Annotated in this window: 11 protein-coding genes; 5 read left to right on the forward strand and 6 right to left on the reverse strand. The window is 59.3% G+C overall.

Annotation, left to right across the window (positions count from 1 at the left end; all coding sequences use genetic code 11):
• Positions 1 to 19 precede the first annotated feature (19 nt).
• The 4 genes from HMPREF3039_RS12290 to HMPREF3039_RS12305 are packed head-to-tail and all read right to left on the reverse strand — an operon-like array spanning position 20 to position 4,848.
• The gene (locus HMPREF3039_RS12290; protein WP_218957821.1) at positions 20 to 805 is read right to left on the reverse strand and encodes a metal ABC transporter ATP-binding protein; all 786 of its coding nucleotides are present in this window, start codon (positions 803 to 805) and stop codon (positions 20 to 22) included.
• Positions 796 to 1,230 (reverse strand): hypothetical protein, encoded by a 435-nt coding sequence (locus tag HMPREF3039_RS12295; protein WP_067572428.1) that lies wholly within the window; start codon positions 1,228 to 1,230, stop codon positions 796 to 798. Before HMPREF3039_RS12295 ends, HMPREF3039_RS12290 begins: the two co-directional genes overlap by 10 nt.
• Positions 1,227 to 2,207: a metal ABC transporter substrate-binding protein gene (locus HMPREF3039_RS12300; protein ID WP_067982793.1), complete on the reverse strand. Its 981-nt coding sequence runs from the start codon at positions 2,205 to 2,207 to the stop codon at positions 1,227 to 1,229. The genes HMPREF3039_RS12295 and HMPREF3039_RS12300 overlap by 4 nt, the downstream gene beginning before the upstream one ends.
• A gap of 25 nt (positions 2,208 to 2,232) precedes the next feature.
• Entirely contained in the window at positions 2,233 to 4,848 is a 2,616-nt protein-coding gene (locus HMPREF3039_RS12305) for a DUF2339 domain-containing protein (RefSeq protein WP_067572432.1), read from the reverse strand.
• Between the two features lie 285 nt (positions 4,849 to 5,133).
• Between HMPREF3039_RS12305 and HMPREF3039_RS12310 the strand changes: the two genes are divergently transcribed.
• From HMPREF3039_RS12310 to recJ, 3 genes are all read left to right on the forward strand, one after another.
• Positions 5,134 to 8,193, forward strand: a complete 3,060-nt coding sequence (locus HMPREF3039_RS12310; protein WP_167506817.1) for an autotransporter outer membrane beta-barrel domain-containing protein — start codon at positions 5,134 to 5,136, stop codon at positions 8,191 to 8,193.
• Between the two features lie 214 nt (positions 8,194 to 8,407).
• Positions 8,408 to 11,269, forward strand: coding sequence for a glycoside hydrolase family 84 protein (locus tag HMPREF3039_RS12315; RefSeq protein WP_082780686.1), 2,862 nt, complete (start codon positions 8,408 to 8,410; stop codon positions 11,267 to 11,269).
• A gap of 292 nt (positions 11,270 to 11,561) precedes the next feature.
• On the forward strand, positions 11,562 to 13,301 hold the full coding sequence (gene recJ, locus HMPREF3039_RS12325) for a single-stranded-DNA-specific exonuclease RecJ (protein WP_067572440.1): 1,740 nt from the start codon (positions 11,562 to 11,564) through the stop codon (positions 13,299 to 13,301).
• Between the two features lie 96 nt (positions 13,302 to 13,397).
• Here the strand turns inward: recJ and HMPREF3039_RS12330 are convergent, their stop codons facing one another.
• Positions 13,398 to 13,622, reverse strand: coding sequence for a DUF3892 domain-containing protein (locus HMPREF3039_RS12330; RefSeq protein WP_231863934.1), 225 nt, complete (start codon positions 13,620 to 13,622; stop codon positions 13,398 to 13,400).
• A 916-nt stretch (positions 13,623 to 14,538) separates the two neighbouring features.
• Here HMPREF3039_RS12330 and HMPREF3039_RS12335 point away from each other — a divergent pair.
• Both HMPREF3039_RS12335 and HMPREF3039_RS12340 read left to right on the forward strand, forming a co-directional pair.
• Positions 14,539 to 15,699, forward strand: a complete 1,161-nt coding sequence (locus tag HMPREF3039_RS12335; RefSeq protein WP_067572442.1) for a 2-isopropylmalate synthase — start codon at positions 14,539 to 14,541, stop codon at positions 15,697 to 15,699.
• 130 nt (positions 15,700 to 15,829) lie between these two features.
• The gene (locus tag HMPREF3039_RS12340) at positions 15,830 to 17,281 is read left to right on the forward strand and encodes a hypothetical protein (protein ID WP_067572444.1); all 1,452 of its coding nucleotides are present in this window, start codon (positions 15,830 to 15,832) and stop codon (positions 17,279 to 17,281) included.
• A gap of 16 nt (positions 17,282 to 17,297) precedes the next feature.
• On the opposite strand, the gene HMPREF3039_RS12345 is transcribed toward HMPREF3039_RS12340, so the two are convergent.
• Positions 17,298 to 18,368 (reverse strand): glycosyltransferase, encoded by a 1,071-nt coding sequence (locus HMPREF3039_RS12345; protein ID WP_231863935.1) that lies wholly within the window; start codon positions 18,366 to 18,368, stop codon positions 17,298 to 17,300.
• Positions 18,369 to 18,767 lie beyond the last annotated feature (399 nt).

Raw genomic sequence — 18,767 nt, forward strand, 5'->3', positions numbered from 1 at the left:
AACGTGAAAAATTGTCCGGTCAGGCGTTCATTCCGTATGTTTCCCGTATCCGTTCCGGGGAAAGCACCTCCTGCGCCGGACCGAAGGCGACCAGGTCGCGGTTCATGAGCAGGACCGTATCGAAGATTTCCGCCGCCGTGTTCAAATCGTGGTGGGAGGCGATGACCAGGCGTCCTTCCCCGGCCAGGGAATCCAGCAGGCGTCCCAGGGACTGGCAGGCGGGGGCGTCCAGCCCCGTGAACGGTTCGTCCAGCAGGAGGACGTGCGCTTCCTGCGCCAGGGCGCGCGCCAGGAAGGCTCGCTGCTGCTGGCCGCCGGAAAGCTCGGAAATCTGGCGTTCCGCCAAGTGCTCCAGACCGAGCACGTGCAGGGACTTTTCCACAATCTCCCGGTCGTGCCCGGAGAATTTTTTCCACAGTCCCAGGGCCGGGTAGCGGCCCATTTCCACGAGGGCGCGCACGGTGATGGGGAAGGACCAGTCCACGTCGGAGCGCTGAGGCAGGTAGGCGATTTCCCTCGGCATGTCATGAAGGGGGTTCCCGTTCCACAGAATGTTGCCGGCATCCGGATGAATCAGCCCCGCCAGCGCCTTGATCAGGGTGGATTTTCCCGCGCCGTTGGGCCCCATCAGGGCCAGCGTGTGCCCGCAGGTGATGGAAAAGCCGATGTCGTGGAGGGCGAGCAGCCTGCCGTAATACACGGTGACGTTCTCCACATCCAGGCGGTGGCGCTCCGGATGGCTGGCGTGGGCGCCCCAGCAGATGTGGTCCTGGGCGCAGTGAGGGGAGGGGGCGCTTATTTCCATGAGAAGGAGTACGTATCGTTCAATGAAGGGCCGAAAGACCACTGGGTGGCGGAAGCGGCCTGCCTGCCTTCCGGTTCCAGTTCCAGCGTCACGGGAGTGTCCGGCGTGCCTTCCGGCCATTGGGCGGAAACGGTGAGCGTGGCGGAACTTCCCTTCAGGGGAAGGCGGCACTCCACTTCTTCATGCAGCCCCGGATTCTCCGCCTTCCAGAGAACGGCGTCCCCGGAGGCTATGGAAATGTTCCTGGGCCGGTGGGCGCATTTGACCGTGATGACGGTGGGAACGCCCGGCGCGGCAGTCTCCTGGGCGGGATGCGGGACGGCCTGTTCCGCCGGAGTGCCGGAAGTCATCTTGTAAAGAGCCAATCCCAGCAGGACGGCCCCCGCCAGGGCGGGAAAAAACTGTCTCAGGGGGGAACTGGTCATGGCTTCCGGGCCGGGGAAAGGGCTTCCTTGATAATCTGGACGTTCTGTTTGAACATGCTTTCAAAGTCGTGCCCGTCCGGGGACAGGCCGTCCGTATTGACGGGCTTGGCGACGGAGATGTTCAGGGACTTGGCTATTTCATTCAGACTCTTGGGATTGGAGGAGTATTCCGGAAAAACGGCCTTCACCTTCGCTTCCCGGAGTTTTTTCAGCGTGGCCGCCAATTGGGCGGAATTCCCCTCGTCTTCACGGCTCACCCCCTGCATGCTGATGCTGCGGAAGCCGAATTCCCGGCAGAAATGGTTCATGGCCGCATGGCCGGTCACCAGGATGCGGTCCGCTTCCGGGATGCCGGAAAGCTCCGTTCTGGCCCAGGCGGAAAGGCGGTTCATCTTCCGGTTCCATTGGGAAAGCCCGGCTGCGTAATCCTCCTTGTGGGCCGGGTCCATGTTGGCGAGCACGGCGGCCAGGGTGCGCGCGGCCCTCTTCATGTTGGCGGGGGTGTGCCACCAGTGGGGATCGTTGGGGCCGTGGGAGCAGGAGCCGTCTTCCGCATGGTCGTGATGGTCGTGTTCCGCGGAATCAGCGGCTACGGGCACGTCCGGAATGGATGCCCCCAGGTCCAGGATTTGCGCCCGGGAGCCCAGGGCGTCTTTCAGCCGTGGAAGGTACGGCTCCAGATTCTTGCCGGAGGCCAGCACCAGCCGCGCCTGTCCCGCCGCGGCAATATCCTGCGGCGCGGGCTCGAAGCTGTGCAGGTTGCCGTTGGGTTTCAGCAAATCCGTGACCTGGACGTGGCTGCCGCCCAGGGCGCGCGCCATGTCCCCCAGCACGGGGTGCAGGGCCGCGATCTTCAAGGCGGGGGCCTCCTGGGCGCCCAGAGTACAGAACAGGCCCAGAAGACACAGAAAAGGAATTAAAACGCGCCGGAGCATGCCTTCCATTATGGTGCGCCCGGCAGGGGATGCAATGGTCAAATTTGTCTTCCAAAGTGAGATGACGCTAACTTTGGCGCGCCTTTCCTGCGTTCTTTCTTTTGCCCCTCATTTTCAAATTGAACTTCTGGTACAGGAAGGAGGAAACGAGCACGATGAAGGCCAGGCCCACGAGCGCGCCCACCCGGTAAAGCTGGCTGAGGCTGGAAATGTCGTAGCACACGGCCTTGAGCAGCGTGATGCCCAGCAGGGCGAGCCCCGCCATGCGCACCCTGGCGGACCTGATGTCGAACCCCGCGGCGATCAGGCACAGAGCGAACAGGCTCCAGGCCAGGGAGATGGTTAGGTCCTGCGCCAAGCTGCGGCCGAACTGGATCAGCAGCGGATGGTCCCCCGGCGCGGCAAACCCGCAGGAAATCTCCATGTTCATCCAGATGAAAAGCAGGATGGCTCCGAAAATGTTCAGGGAAGGAATGAGGAAGCGGAGTCCGGAACGGCCGCCGGTGAGGCGGGGCATCACCTTTTTCTGCATCCACCACGCGCCGGCCATGCAGCAGAACACCAGCGTGGCGTATGTCAGGCGCAGTTCCGGCATTTGGCCCGGATCAAGCTGGGAAACCGTCTTGAACAGGCCGCTGTGGATGAACATGGCCGCCAGCAGGAAAAAGCCCGTCCAGGCCAGCTTGGCCTGGGGAAACTTTCCGCACAGCAGCAGGAGCGCGAAACCTTCCAGGGACCAGGCCAGGGTCAGCGGCGTTTCGCTCCACTGGAAGCCGATGGCCAGGGTCAGCATGCCGATGGCCGTGCCGTAGTAAAAGGTGAGGACGGCGGACCGCTTCAGCAGTGTTTCGAAAGGAAGCCTTTGCAGGTACAGAGCCGTCAGGAAGGGGGAGACGGCGCAGAGAAGAGCGGCGGTGGAAGCCCAGAACCGGGTGGAGACGGGATGGTGGGACATTCCGTACTGGAACCAGACAAAATAGAAAAGAGGGACGCACAGGGCGGAGGCGCTCCAGGCCAGCAGTCCGTCGCGGAAGCGCCGGATCACGAACGAAGGAAGCAGGAACAGGAACGCGAAGACGAAAAACGGCACCCAGGGATGGAATTCCTGATGCCATGCCGCCAGAGCAAAACCGCCTACGGCCACCATCAGGGCCTGTCCCCGGCTGTGCCGGACGGCCATCCAGCAGAAGACGCCCGCGATCAGTATGGCGTAAAAGGGAAGCGGGGAATTCGGCCAGATGATCGGAAGCCACGCCAGGGCCGCCGCCGTGAAACAGGAGATTCTGACACCCGGATGCAGGTCGGCCAGGCAGGCCCCTCCGGACAGGGTGCGGGCGGACAGCACCTTGTAGGAAGCTGCGATCATGAATATGCTGAATATTCCGCGGAGAAGCTCGGAAAACCAGGGGAAATTTTCCGGTTTGGGATGTTCCGTAAAGGAGGCGCACAAGTAGCAAACGGTGAAGATGCCCACCGGCAGGAACCAGGACCAGTAGGTGCTCCTCGCCCTGGCCAGCGGAAAAAGGGCGACCATCGGGAACATCCCGGCCAGGAGCAGAAGCGCCCGGGAGGAAGAGGAAAGAGCCAGGGGATTGCCTTCCGCCTGCATCCGGAAAGCCGTCAGGCACGCCACGGCAATCGCCCCGAAAGCCAGCAGGAATGAAGAGCTTCCCGTGCCGGGGGCCTTCTTCTCCTGCCGGATGCCGGAGTACAGGCCGCAGCCGCAGTAGAGGAGCAGCGTGCAGAGGGAAAGCAGGGTGACGGCCGGAACGTGTCCGTTCGCGTTGTATTCGTCAAACCAGCCCATCAGCAGCAGCGTATAGGACGCGAGGCCGATGGCTCCCACTTTCGTCCAGCGCGTGAAGGCCAGCACGGAAACCAGTCCCGCGTTCAGAAGGGTCATGTACAGGAACAGGGAAACCGTGTGGTCCTGCCCAGTGGACAGGATGACCGGCGTGAGAAAACCGCCGATGATGCCCAGAACGGCAATGACCTGGAAGCGGAGCCGCACGGCCAGGACGAACGCAGCGGCCGTGGTGGCGGCCAGCAGAAGGGCGGAAACTGCCGTATTGAAAAAGGGCAGCGCATAAAACATGCGGCCCGCGCAGGTGGCCAGGTACAGCACCAGAATGCCGGTGGCGGTCAGGGTGCCGGAAAGGGTGGGGTATCTTTTCTTCAGGCGCGAGAGGCCCGTCCCCAGCAGGGCAAAGGCCGTCAGGTAGGTGAGGACGATTCTCCATTCCGGAGAAATCAATTCATTGTCAATGCTGTATTTGACAAAGAAACCCGTTCCCAGAAACAGGATGAATCCGCCGATCCAGGAAAGCAGCTTGGCTCCTATGAAATATTCCCAGGAAAAGGCGGGGGAAACGGCTGCCGGCTGTCTGGCCTTCCGGGGTGCGGGAGCGGAGGTCTCATAGGGGATGATGGCCGTGGCGGCCCGTGGCGGGGATGGCACGGGGCGCGGTGTGGCGGCTCCCGGTCTTGCAGCGTTCTGGGGTGTGCTGCCCGTAACTGATTTGCCATAGCGCATATGCATGTCCATATGCGCCTTGATTTCGGCAAGTTCGTTTTCCAGCTTGCGTATCTTGTGTTCCAGGGAAACGACCTGGCAGGCCTTCACAAACGTGAAAACCATGCCGGAAAGAAGGGCCAGCACAAGCAGTAAAATGAAAATTTCCATGGGGAAGGGGGGTAGGGAGAATGTATTCTACATGGGAAAAACGGGACTGCAAGACGCAAAAGGGGACATGTCCGGCTCCCGTGAAGATGCGGAATGATGCCGGCCGGGGCACGGTCTGCGGATGTCTTCTGTTCCCGATGACAGGATTGATTTTTCACAATCATTTAAAAACAAAGAGCAGAGGGTTTTGTCCCCTGGAAGGATGACTCAATGCAGTTTTTTTGCTGTTGTGGGCGCATAACGGATTTGCGTACCCTGCCGTACGCATTCACGTGCAAAAAAATTATGAAAATTACGATTCCTTTTTTATTGCGCCGCGGCCTGCTTGCGGGCTTCTTCCTGTCTTTTTCCGCCTCCGGGGCGGACTATACCGTGGACGCCTCCCAGTCCTCCGATCCTGGACGGAAGGTGTACCGGACCCTGGCGGAACTGGCCTCTGCCGGAGTTCTGGCAGCGGGAGACACGGTCATTCTGAATAACGACGATTCCAGCCTCACTTCCAGTCTGTCCGTTCTGGTCAATTTCCGCTCCAATGATCCGGAAACGCCGCGTACCGTGAATCTGTCCGGATTGGGAAATGCGCCTTTGTTTAATCCGGCCACAGGCAATTACACGCTGGGTATGGAATCCGTCGTCTTTTCCCATGCTCCGGCCAGAGTGTTTCTTTACCTCGGCAGCTCCAGCTCTGCTCCCATCTCCTTAAAAATTTCCGACAACGCCACTTTTACGGGAAATGATAGTGCCGCCAGCGGTTCTGCCTCCCGCTACGGAGGGGTGATTTGCCTATACTCATCCGCGGCTGCCGCGCTGATGATGGGAAACAACGCCACGTTCTCCTATAATCACGCTGCCGGCAATGGGGGAGCGATTGGCGTGCACTCACACGGCAACACCGCTGCGCTGACCATAGGGAACAACGCCGTATTCACCGGGAATTACGCTTCCAACAACGGCGGAGGAGCGATTCATGTGTACGGGGCAACCGGTTCCGCAGCGGTTATAGGAGACAACGCGACATTCACCGGCAATTATCTTTTAGGAGGCTATAGCGGCTCCGGGGGAGCCATTTACGTCGTCATGCCGGACAGCACCAAATACGGTGGAAACAGCCTTGTCATGGGCGCCAACGCCGTGTTTTCCGGGAATTATGTTTCCGGCCGCTACAGCACCGGCGGAGCGATTGCGCTTTCCTCCTCATCCCGTTCGGAAACTTCCACGCTGGTTCTTGGCCCCGGCGCCACGTTTACGGGGAATTACGTTTTTTCTTCCGCCGGCCCCTCCTACGAGAGTATATGTTCCGGCGGAGCGATTTACATAGTTTCATCAAGATATTCGAACATTACGGTGCAGGACGGCGCGACCTTCACCGGCAATTACGCGGGGACCAAAGGCGGGGCCATCCTTGTGCAAGGCAGCTACGCAGGCAGTTCCAGCCAGTTCCTGGCTCTGACCCGTGACGTTCTTTTCAGCGGCAACATGACCGGCGGCACGTTCACCCAGAACCCGAACGGTTCCTTCTCCGTGGAAAACGGTATTGCCAACGCGATCCATATGGGAGGCGATCAGAGCATCCAGCTGGCCGCTGCCGAAGGCAGGCAGGTCCGTTTCAACGATCCCGTCACCAGTGCGGCCCTGAGTCTCAGCGGAGAAAACATCGCCTTTTCCATCAACCGGTACACGGACGGTGACAATCCCCGCACCACCGGCGGTACGGTCATCTTCAGCGGGGAGCTCTACCAGGGGGAAGACTCCCATCTGGTTGCCAGCCGTTATAACAACTTCAAGGGGCAAACCACTCTTTACGGGGGCACCCTCGTTTTGGAACACAACGTGGTCTTCGGCAATGCCGACCTGAGGGAGGACACTTCCATGACCCTGCAGGACGGCACCCTGGAAATCACCGGCGGCAGCACGGTCAACGCCGCCTCCTTCACCGTCTCCCATGCGGATATCGTCCTGCGTCCGGGAACCAGCGCCTTCATCAATGCCAGGGACGTGGATATTTCCCACGGCTTCATCTTCGACATGCGGAAGCAGCTCCCGGGGGCTTCTTCCCCGCAGTCCTCCCACGGAATTTCCATCTCGGCGGCGGATTCCTTCACGCTGGGCGGTTCCGTCGGCATTCTGGACAACGGCGTATCCGCCGACTACTTTTATGCGGACAATTCCTGGGCGCAGGAGCGCGTCTTCGTTGTACTTACGGACTCGGACAAGACGCATGAAGGCGACTTCTCCGGCCCTTATTCACTGGCCACGGGTTCCGAGCAGGTGGACAGCCCCTATGCCTACACGGGCACCTGGAGCCACCAGTGGCTGGACGCGGACGGCGACGGCTTTGCCGAACAGCTCCGGCTTGTCTGGACGCCCACGCCCGGGGAAGAGACCATTCAGGACATCCTGCCCGAACTGGCCGGCGACATGACCCTGAACTCCATGTGGTCCTCCGCCTCCAACGCCCTCGGCATGTCGGACGCCGCCCTCGGCAGCCTGGACGCCCTGCGCTTCCTGACGGGTCCGGAAAACAACTACTGGGTCAAGGGCCTGGGAGATTTCCTCTTCCATGCCACCGAAGGCGGCCGGGACGGCTTCGACTACAACGGCGGCGGCTATGCCGTGGGGGCGGACCGCAGGGTGGCGAAGAATACCATCCTAGGCCTGGGATTCGGCGACCTGTACGGCAGGTTGTACAGCCGCAGCTTTGTGGGCGACATCGGCCAGCAGACCCGCATCGCCATGCTCTATGGAGGATGGTACAAGGACCTCGGCAGAAAGGACGCTCTCATGGTGACGGCCTCCGCGGGCTACGGCTGGACGGCCAACAGGATGAACTCCTTCCATACCGGCGGATGGTCCCGCGGAAAATGGACCAACCGCACCCTGGCCGCCACCCTCAACGGAAAGTGGAGCCGCCGGGTGAGTGAGGTTCTGGCGGTGGATTTCATGCTTGGGCTGGAATACACGGACGTGACCCAGGGTTCGTTCACGGAGACGGGTTGGGACGCGCGCCGTTTTGAAAAGGGGCACTTGAAAAACCTGTCCCTGCCTGTGGGCGTGGGGCTGACCTGCCGCAGCGAACTGAAAGGAAGGGAATGGATCAACAGCGTGGCGGTGAGCTACCTGCCCGATGTGTACCGTGAAAACCCGAGCGCGCCTGCCCAGCGCCTGCTCAACGGTTACCGCTGGGAAGCCAGGGGAACCGCGCCCGACCGGAATGCGGTGAGGGTGAATGTGGCCAGCACGCTGCAATTGAATGCGCGCTGGAGGGCGTACGCGGGATACGAGTTTGAGGGAAGAAACAAGGCTGTGGCGCACCGGTTCAACGCGGGTGTGAGTTTCGCCTATTGACGGCAGCCTGAAATGTTCTCCGGTCCCTTTTTCCCAGGGAGAAGGGCCGGATGGCGGCTCCCGTGATCGTGATGTTCCGGGAGGGATTCTGGAGGCATGGACGGCGCGTTCGTCCATGCCTCCTTATTCTCTCCTGTTGGCATGCCGCAGGCGGATACGGACGGTTTTTTCTTGAGATGGGCACTCATTTCTGATTCCATTACCGAGCATTATCATGAATGGTTTTCAACTTCTTCAATGTGGCTTTGGCGTGGCGGCCCTGCTGGCGGGCCCCGTCATGGGCGCGCCCGCCGTTTATCCCGTTCCCCAGCAATCCAAACTGTCTTCCCAGACGGCGGCTTTCTCCGGGAAGCCGGCCGTCGTGGTGCGTTCCGCTAAAACGCAGGGTGACAAACTGCTGGCCGGCGTGCCGGAAAAATCCGGCGCGTACAAGCTGGTGGTCTCCCCGCAGGGGAAGGTGGGCATCGGCGCCCATGACGAGCGCGGGGCGTTTTACGCCATGCAGACATTGCGCCAACTGGGCAAAAAGACTGGAAACGGCGACGCCGTAATGCTGCCCGTGGGGGAAATCACGGACTGGCCGGACATTGAATTCCGCGGCACGGTGGAAGGATTCTACGGCACCCCCTGGAGCCATGAAGCCCGCCTGAGCCAGCTGCGCTTCTACGGGCAGAACAAAATGAACACCTACATTTACGGCCCCAAGGACGATCCCTACCATTCCTCCCCGCACTGGCGGGATCCCTATCCCGCGGACCAGGCCGCCCAAATCAAAGAGCTGGTGAAAGTGGCCCGGGAAAACCACGTGGACTTCGTCTGGGCCATTCACCCCGGCAAGGACATCAAGTGGACGGAGGAAGACATGAACAACGTCATCAAAAAATTTGAGATGATGTACAAGCTGGGCGTGCGCTCCTTTGCCGTGTTCTTTGACGACATCTTCGGGGAAGGCACCAAGGCGGACAAACAGGCCCTCCTACTGAACAAGATCAACAACGAATTCGTCAAGGCCAAGAAGGACGTCACTCCCCTGGTCATGTGCCCCACCCAGTACAACCGCGGCTGGGCGGACGACGAACCGGGCACCTACCTCGACATTCTGGGCGAACAGCTTGACCCCTCCGTCCATATCATGTGGACGGGCAACTCCGTGTGCCATGACATCACGCTGGAGGGCCAGGAATGGGTGAACAAGAGAATCAAGAGGCCGTCCTACGTCTGGTGGAACTTCCCCGTGACGGACTATTGCCGCTCCAACCTGTGCATGGGTCGCGTTTACGGACTGCCCCAGGAATCCGGGTCACGGGAATCCATGAGCGGGCTGGTCTCCAACCCCATGGACAAGCCGGAAGCTTCCAAGGTAACGCTCTTCGGCATTGCCGACTACGCTTGGAACATCGACGGCTTCAAGTCGGACAAAGCCTGGAAGGAGGGCGTCGTGCGCCTGTACCCGCAGGCGGCGGAGGCCATGCAGGCATTTGTGGACCACAACTCCGACCAGGGCTCCAACGGGCACGGCTTCCGGAGGGAGGAATCCGTGAACATAGCCCCCGTGGTCAACCGTGTGCTGGAAGCCGCCCGGGAGGGCAAGGTGGTGAAATCGGACACAGCCCTGCTCAAAAAGGAATTCTCCCACATGGCCGCCGCCGCTCCCGTCATACGGGAAAAGGTGGACAACCCCCGCCTCATGAAGGAAATTGGCGCCTGGGTGGACGCCTTTGAACAACTGGGCATGGCCGGGCAGCACGCCGTGGCCGCCCTGGAAAACAGCAGCCCCAGGGCAGCCGTGACGGACCTGGTGAAAGCCACGCAGGCGCTTGCGGCCATGGACCGCATCTCCCAGCAGCACAACCAGCAGGGGCAATTGTACCGTTCCGCGGTGAAAACCGGTTCCCGCGTGATGACGCCCGCCGTCAATGAACTGGCGGACATCGTTTCCAGGAAAATCTTCCCGTCCCTTTCCGGAACGCCCGCCCTCTCTCCCAAGCCTCTGGTGAAAGGCGGCAGCATGGACAAGGCGGAACTCTTCTGTGACGGGGACCGCGGCACCTTCTGGCATTCCGGAGCCTATGGACAGCCGGGGGACTGGTACGGCGTGGACTACGGCATGGCTATCCCCGTCAGGAGCGTGGAAGTGCTGATGGGCCGCAATGACAAGGACGGCGACTACGTGGCCAAAGGACAGCTCGAAGCCACCCAGGACATGAAAACCTGGAAACCCCTGGGACCGGAAACCTCCGGCATGCAGGTGGCGTGGCAGGCGCCCAAGCCCGTTTCCGTCCGCGCCGTGCGCTACTGCGTCATTGAACCTAAAAAGACGGACAACGGCCGTGGCGTATGGACGGCTATTCGTGAAATCTCCGTGAATGCGCCGCCCGCCGCCCGCGCTTCCTCCAATGTGGCGGGGCTGGAAGGCGTTTCCGTGCAGAAATCGGACAAAATCGTGCGGATCAACCGCGTGATGGAAACCCACAAGATGAAGCCCGGAGAATTCATCGCCCTGGACCTGGAAGGGCCCACGGACGCCACCTGGCTGGAAATCAACCTGGAACGGGATGACGTGAACTCCTGGGCGGAAGTGGTGCTGGACGTGGAAGGGTCCGCCAAGCCCGTGGTGCAGAAGCTGGACAGGCAGGGCCAAAACTTCATTGCCAAGGCCAACCAGCTTCCCAAGGGCATCAAGGGCATGAAATTGGTCAACAAGAGCGGCAAGGAACAGGACGTGGTGCTGAACATGTTCAAATTCGACGTCCCCCCCGCCGATCCCGGAGCGAACCTTGCCGCCCTGAGCGACAGGAACTTGAAAACGGTGTACCGTGCGGACAAGCCTCTGGACGTGGTGATTCCCAATCTGGACAACCCCAGGGCGACCAAACTCGTTGTGGTAGGGTCTGCGGCATACGCGGTACAGGCCCGCAGGGGTGAAGGCGCGTGGACGTCCGTAGGCAAGAAGGCCGCGGGAGCCGGAGCGGCGGAATTCGCCATTCCCGCCGGGACTACCGCCGTGCGCCTGTTCTACAACGCTCCTCAGAAGGATGCCGTGATCAATGAAGTGATCTTCTCTTCCAAAAAATAGGCGGTTTTATCCGTCTTCCGCAGGGCCGCCCGGATATTCCGGCGGCCCTGCTGCGTACCGGCATGACGGCTCCGGCAGGCGGCCGGACCGGAATGGTGAGAAAAAGACCGGGCGTGGCCGGATGCCTTTTCCATGCCTCGTAAAAACGGCCCGGAACTCTTCCGCGGAAAGGGCGCGGGGAATGGGGAGCGCATTCAAACGGCCAGCCCTGCCGGGTACATTCGGCAGCCGTCCCGGCTGAAACATTCGGAAACAACCTTGACCCTGTTGGCCGGAGGGTTAAAATATTGACATGACACCCGGCTTTCATTGGACTCTGCGCCCCTCCGTGAAGGAGGACGATCCGGCCCTGAAAGCTTTCCCCGCGGCACTTCCCCTGCTGGTCAAGCAGCTCCTGCTCCAGCGCGGATTCAAGGGAGGCGCGGAAACGGAACTGTTTCTGGAACCCAGGCTCTCCCACCTGAGCGATCCCTTCCTGATGGGGGAAATGGGCGCCGCCGTGGAACGCATCTTCCGGGCCGTGGACGCGGGGGAAACCGTGTGCATCTACGGGGACTACGATGTGGACGGCGTCACCTCCGTGGCTTTACTCAGGGCCATTCTGATGGCCTATGACCTGGACCCCCAGTACTTCATTCCCGTCCGTTCCCGCGAAGGCTACGGCCTGAGCGAAGCGGGCATGGAACGCTGCCTGTGCGAATGCTCGGACAAGCCCAGCCTGCTCATTACGGTGGACTGCGGCACTTCCTCCGTCAGGGAGGTGGACATGCTCAACAAGCGGGGGATAGACGTCATCATACTGGACCACCATGAGGCGGGGCCGCAGGGCAGGCCGGACGCCGTGGCGGTGGTCAACGCCAAAATAGAGGAAAACAGCCCGTACACCTACCTGTGCAGCGCGGGCGTGGTCTTCAAGCTGGCGCACGCCCTGCTCAAGGTGCGGAAATTGAAAACCTTTGACCTCAAGCTCTACCTGGACCTGGTCGCCGTGGCTACCGTGGCGGACATCGTCCCCCTGGTGGATGAAAACCGGATTCTGGTGCGCCACGGCCTGGGCAGGCTGGCCCACAGCCGCCATACGGGGCTGAAAACCCTGACGGAAATAGCGGGCATCCGCCCCTCGGACGCCGCCAGCCACGCCGGATTCCTAAACGCCGCGCACGTGGGCTTCCGGATCGGGCCGCGCATCAACGCCGCCGGGCGCATGGACTCCCCCATGGATGCCCTGGAATTGCTGCTGACCATGGACAACAGGCGCGCCGTCCAGCTCGCCCAGATGCTGGACTCGCACAACCGCAAGCGGCAGGAAGAGGAGGAAGCCATCAGGACGGACGCCGTCCAAATGCTCCATAACTCCTTTGACCCGGAGCGGGACAACGTCATTGTGCTGGGCTCCCGCGCGTGGCATCCCGGCGTGGTGGGCATTGTGGCCTCCCAGCTCATGCGGCGGTACCACAAGCCGACCTTCGTCATCGCCTTTGATGAAAGCGGGGTGGGCAAGGGCTCCGGGCGTTCCATCCCCGGCGTCTCCCTCGTGCAGGCCATCCATCAGTGCGCGGACACCCTCGTTTCCGGCGGCGGCCATGACATGGCGGCGGGCCTGGTGATTGAGGAATCCCGCATGGACGACTTCCGGCGGGCCTTCAACCGCTATGTTTCGGAGACCACCACGGAGGAACAGCGCTGCCCGGTGCTGAACATAGACATGGAAGTCTCCTTCCAGGCCCTGACCCTGGACCTGCTGGACAGCTATGAAAAGCTGGAACCCTTCGGCAACTCCAACCCCCAGCCCCTCTTCATGAGCTCCGACGTCTTCCCCACGGAGCCGCCCAAGCGCGTGGGAACCAACCATCTGAAGCTCTTCATGCGCCAGGGCATGGTGGAACGGGACGCCATCTTCTTCAACGGCGCGGAACGGGAGCTCCCCGAACCGCCGTGGGACATCGCCTTCACGATCGACCGGAACGTGTACCGGGGCAGGGCCTCCCTGTCCATTTCCATTCAGGAAATACGCTCCCATCAGGAGATGTAGGAAATTACAGAAGAAAGAAGTTTTTTGTGATGTGAAAACAAAAAACGGCTTATTGCCATGGAGAGCAATAAGCCGTTAGACTATGGGAATAATGTGTTAGATCCGAGGTAATTTCAATAAATTATCCTCAGGCGTATCGTTCGGTTCAGACCTCACGTATTTTTCTCCTCTTGAGCTTGTGACAGCAATAAGTTTTGGATAATATGGTTCTTTGCACACTCGGATGATGAGACCTTTTTTGACAAATTCATGAACCACTTCTTTATCAAAGAAGACTCCCTCATTGTTTAACCCAACAAGGTAAATTTTATCGATTTCCAAGACAGATGTAGGATAGCTACATCCTTGCTTCACTGTAATATATTGAGCATATAACATATGTTTGTAAGGTTGTACCTCATTCGCCGGATTGACACCATCGGAGGAATCCTGTATAAGACGAGCGCAGTTTAGCAACTCTGATATCAACTTCTGTACGAGGTCGTGTTCAGAAAGAAAAGAGTGAGGTATTGGCTTACCTTGCTCTTTTTTGTTTCGGCAGGACATTATTAGGGGAATTTTTTACTTTTGTCAAGACATATTTATCCGTATCCCCAAATAGGAAACATTTTTTTCATAGGTGTGGTTGACACATTCGAATTCTTCAATTATAATCCCACTGTCTAGAGAGTGCTCCTCTCCTTCTTACGTACTCACCTAATTGTTACAATTCAATTATGCTTTTACACGTGTGTGAATTAGATAATGGTTATTTGTGGTACTTATAGATGAACGATGTCGCATCCTTACGGACGCGTGGATTGAAACCTATTGGGGGAAACGGATAAAAGAGAAAGATGCTCTGCCCAGCTGAATTAGTATCAGCTGGGCAGTTCTTTATGTCGGGAGTACATTGTTTTTCAATAGTCCAGTTGATGAAGTAGAACTGGCAAAGTCATAGAGAATTAGTAGGCTTGACAGAAATACGTATAAAGTGCATCGTTTGACTCGTTCCTCCTATTCGGGGAGGATTTTACGGTAAAAATAGGCAAGATGAATACCCTGTTCCTGCAAGGTCGTCTATTGCTACTTCTCGGACTGTAGTCCGTGAAGATATCTTGATATGCGCCGGCTGACCGTTCCGGCGCGAAGGAAGTAAACGGTCGGTCTTGATTGGCGCTGCCTGGCGAACCCCGGAAAACGGGAACCGGCGCGCGCTGTTTGGAAGGAATGAACTCTTACCACTTTTTTTACTGTAATGAAAAAACACATACATATTTTTGATACGACGCTGAGGGACGGGGAACAGTGCCCCGGAGCCGCCATGACCGTGGAACAGAAGGTGCGGATAGCCATGCAGCTTGAAGCCCTGGGCGTGGACGTCATTGAAGCCGGGTTCCCCGTCATTTCCGACGGAGATTTCCGGGCCGTCCGGACCGTGGCGGAGCGCACGGAGTCAAGCCGCGTCTGCGGTCTGGCCCGCTGCGTCGAAAAAGACATTCTGGCCGTTCATGAGGCCGTGTCTCCGGCCGGGGACCGGGGGCGCATCCACCTCGTTCTGGCTACTTCCCCTATTCACCGCCAGTACAAGATGAACAAGAGCCGCGCGGAAATCCTGGCAATGGCCGTCAAGAGCGTCTCCCTGGCGGCGGGACTGTGCCGGGAAGTGCAGTTTTCCGCGGAGGACGCCTCCCGCACGGAACCCGATTTTCTGGCGGAGGTGGTGGAAGCCGTCATTGACGCGGGAGCCTCCATCGTCAACATCCCGGATACGGTGGGGTACACGATGCCGGATGAATTCCACCGCCTGATCTCCTACTTGAAGTCCAACGTCCCCAACGTGGACCGCGCCGTCATTTCCGTGCACTGCCATGACGACATGGGGATGGCCGTGGCCAATTCCCTGGCGGCCATCCGGGCCGGAGCCCGGCAGGTGGAGGGGACGATCAACGGCATCGGGGAACGGGCCGGAAACACCGCGCTGGAGGAGGTCGTCATGGCGGTCCATTCCCGCCCGGACTTCTTCTCCGGCCTGGTAACCGGCATCCGGACGCGGGAGCTGGTGAAAACCAGCCGCATCGTGGCGGAGATGAGCGGCATGGCCGTTCCCCGTTCCAAGGCCGTGGTGGGAGCGAACGCCTTTTCCCACGGTTCCGGCATTCATCAGGACGGCATCCTGAAAAACCGCAGCACGTATGAAATCATGGACCCGGAGGAAATAGGCTGGGGCCCTACGGAACTGCCCCTGACCAAGCATTCCGGCAGGCACGCCGTGAAAATGCGGCTGGACGCGCTGGGCTTTTCCATTCCGGAAGAGGACATGCCGCGTTTCTTCGAACTGTTCAAGCAGCGCGGAGACCGCTGCAAATTCGTGTATGACGACGATCTGTCAGACATGGCCAGGTCCATGCTGGCCTGAATTCACGCCGTCCGGGAACCTGCCGCAAGGTTCCCGGACGGCGGCTGTCCCGTAACCGGGGACGGCTCTGCGGCGGCGGGAGAGCAAGGTTGATGAAAAACCCCATGAATTTGCTCCGTATAGATTCCATATGTGGCTCCCCAAACTAATCCCGTCCCTGTTCCTCTGCCTGTCCGGCCTTTTCGCGCAGGCCGCGGAGAATGTCCGCGTTCACGGCATTGCCGACCTGTCCCATGAATTCTCCTTTTATGCGGACGGCAGATTCCGCAGCCAGTATCTTCCCGACCAGGTTGTCCTGAGCAACTGGGGCAACCTCTATGATCTGGATACGGACAACATCAACCTGATCGCCCTGCTGGGCTGTGACGGCAACGTGCGGTACAATGCCCGCGACGTCGCCTTTCTGAAGAAATTCCTGCGGCAGGGCGGCTGCGTGCTGATTGCCGGGAATGCGGGAACAAAAGGCCAGAACCTGCTGCTCTCCGAATTCGGCGCCCGGTTTGAAGGAAAGGCCGTGCCTCCCTTCTCCCTGGCTTCCGCTGTGGGCGGTTCTTCCGCCGTTGCCGGAAACAATTTGAGCGTGCTGGTGCTGAAACCGGGAGGAAAGTGGGAGACCCTCGTGCAGGATTCCGCGCAGGCCCCCGTGATGGCCCGCAGGAAGGAAGGAAAGGGAACATTGATTGCCGTTGCCCGCAATTTGCTGGGCAGCAACCCTGACGGCAAGGATGCCCTGAACAGGGAATGGGTGACGCCCGTGCTGAAGGAGGCCGCTTCCGGCAAGGAAGTGAGCGGAGAAAAGCCGCTGCCCGCGGTAGGTTCCACCCGGATGGGAAATTCGAAAGTAGTGGATGGCGTGACGTTCCATTATTCCGATTATCTGGCGCCCTACTTCCAGGACATGATCAAGATTGAGGCCCAATGCCGCCCCGCCATGGAAAAACGCCTCGGCGTGCCTCTCTCCCAGGGAATGGGAAACCAGGTGGGGCTGCTGGCGACCGGAGGCGGGGGCTTTTCCGCCGGAGGCTATGTGGGCCTGGCCGTCTTCTGGGAGAATTTTCCGAAGGAAAAGAAGGGCATGATCGAATTCCTGTGCCATGAATTCACCCACTCCTGGGTGCTTCCCCATCCCGAGGTATGGAACGAACCCATCGCCACCTACGTGGGGGACGTGGTCATGGGCGATCTGGGCTATCCGGAGGAAGGCAAACGCCGCATTGAAGACACGATCCGCCGCGCCAGCTCCCTGGACCCGGACATGACCGTGTACGACATCTACGGCAACACGGAACGCCCCGGAGCCGTCCGGCTGGACGGAGGCAGGAAAAACGAAATACACTGGGGCAAGTCGTTCTGGGTTTTTGAACAGCTCCGCGGCATGGACCCGGAATTCCTGTCCAAATACTTCCGGGCCAAGAGGAAATATGTTCCCGCCAGAATGGACCACCGTTATAACATGGATGACACCGTGGCCGTCATCAGCATTGCGCTGGGGAAGGACATGTTCCCGTGGTTCAATGAACACGGCATGCCCGTGGACCGGGAAAAGACCCCGTTCAGCAGGCATATCCCTTCCGGAAAATAAAGGGGAGCGCGCCGCCTTACCGGACCAGTTTCAGGATGATTCTGCGCAGCCTGTAGGAAATTTTTTTCAGGAAGGTGTTCCGGTCGAGTTCCCGGTAGGCCGCGGCGTGGTCGTTCCGGCGCATGGCGGAAAAGAAACCGTCGTCAACTCCGGGGTGCGCTTCCAGGGCCTGGCTCCAGATGGAACTTTCGTTCAGCTTTTGCAGGGCTTCCGGCATGTCGCGGGCCGTAAGCCGGCCTGAAACGGCCAGGGTTGCCAGAAAACTGCGGACGTTGTTCAGGAACGCCCTCAATTCGCTTTTTTTCCAATCTTCCCGGTCCGTCATGCCCATTTTGAGGGAGTGCAGGCGGATCATGTCGTCAAACAGGGACAGCGTGAGGTTTCCCGTCACTCCCCCGAATTTGTACACGTACACATCCTTTGCCAGCAGGGCGATGCGTTCTGCCGCGGGGAAGACGCGGAGGTTGAACAACTGGTCTTCCGCATACCTCAGCCCGCTGGGGGCGGGACGGCTGGCGAGCAGGAATTCCCTGCCGTAAAGCTTGGTGCACATCTTCCCGTAAGTATAGAACAGGCCGTACCGGTCCATGCCGAAAAAGCCGGAATAGTAGGAGGAAAGGAACTCCTGCCGCTCCACCACGCGGTTTTCCGGAATGGCCCCGTCCTTTCTGCGGAAGAGGCCGAAGCGGTCCAGATGCCTGACATAGTCCCCGATGACGATGTCCGCGTTTTCCCGCACGGCCATTCGGGTCATAGCTTCCACGCAGTCCGGAAAAACGACGTCGTCGCCGTCCAGGAACATCACGTATTGCCCCGTGGCCCTGTCCATGCCGGCATACCGCGCGGCGTCCACGCCCGCGTTGTCCTGATGGATGACCGTCATGCCGGAATGCCGGGCCGCATATGTATTCAGAATGTCCGGCGTGCGGTCCGTGGAGCCGTCGTTCACCAGGATGATTTCCAGAGAAGACCAAGTCTGGGACAGCAGGCTGTCCAGGCAGGCGGAGATGCTCGTTTCCAGATTGTAGATGGGAATAATGACGCTGACCAGGGGGAGCTCTGTGCCGTTTTGGATGGAAGTGTTCATGTTGCCGGTAGCGGTGGAGATGGCCGTCTGCATCGCGGGAAAAATGTCCCGAGCGGGCAGGGGGAAAACAGGGGCCTCTCGGGAACGCGGCAGGAAGAATAGAATAGTTGCCGGAATGAAACAATGCCGAAAAACCATTTCTGTTGTCGGATGCCTCCGGATTCCTGTTTTTATTCTTTTAGCATTCAATATATAATAAACTCTAATAAAAAGTGTTGCTTCTTAAAGAGGCTGTACAACCGGATTATCAGTCCGCTGTCAATCGAAGATTCTGACAATAGGCAGATTAAAACAATTATAACCCTAGTTAAGCAATAGGGATTTTTTTATTTATCTCCGTATAATATTGATCTTATTAGGTTTTCCGGAAGGAATTTTAAAACGGACTGATAATCCGGT

The sequence above is a fragment of the Akkermansia sp. KLE1798 genome (genome assembly GCF_001580195.1).
GTDB classification, from domain to species: domain Bacteria; phylum Verrucomicrobiota; class Verrucomicrobiia; order Verrucomicrobiales; family Akkermansiaceae; genus Akkermansia; species Akkermansia biwaensis.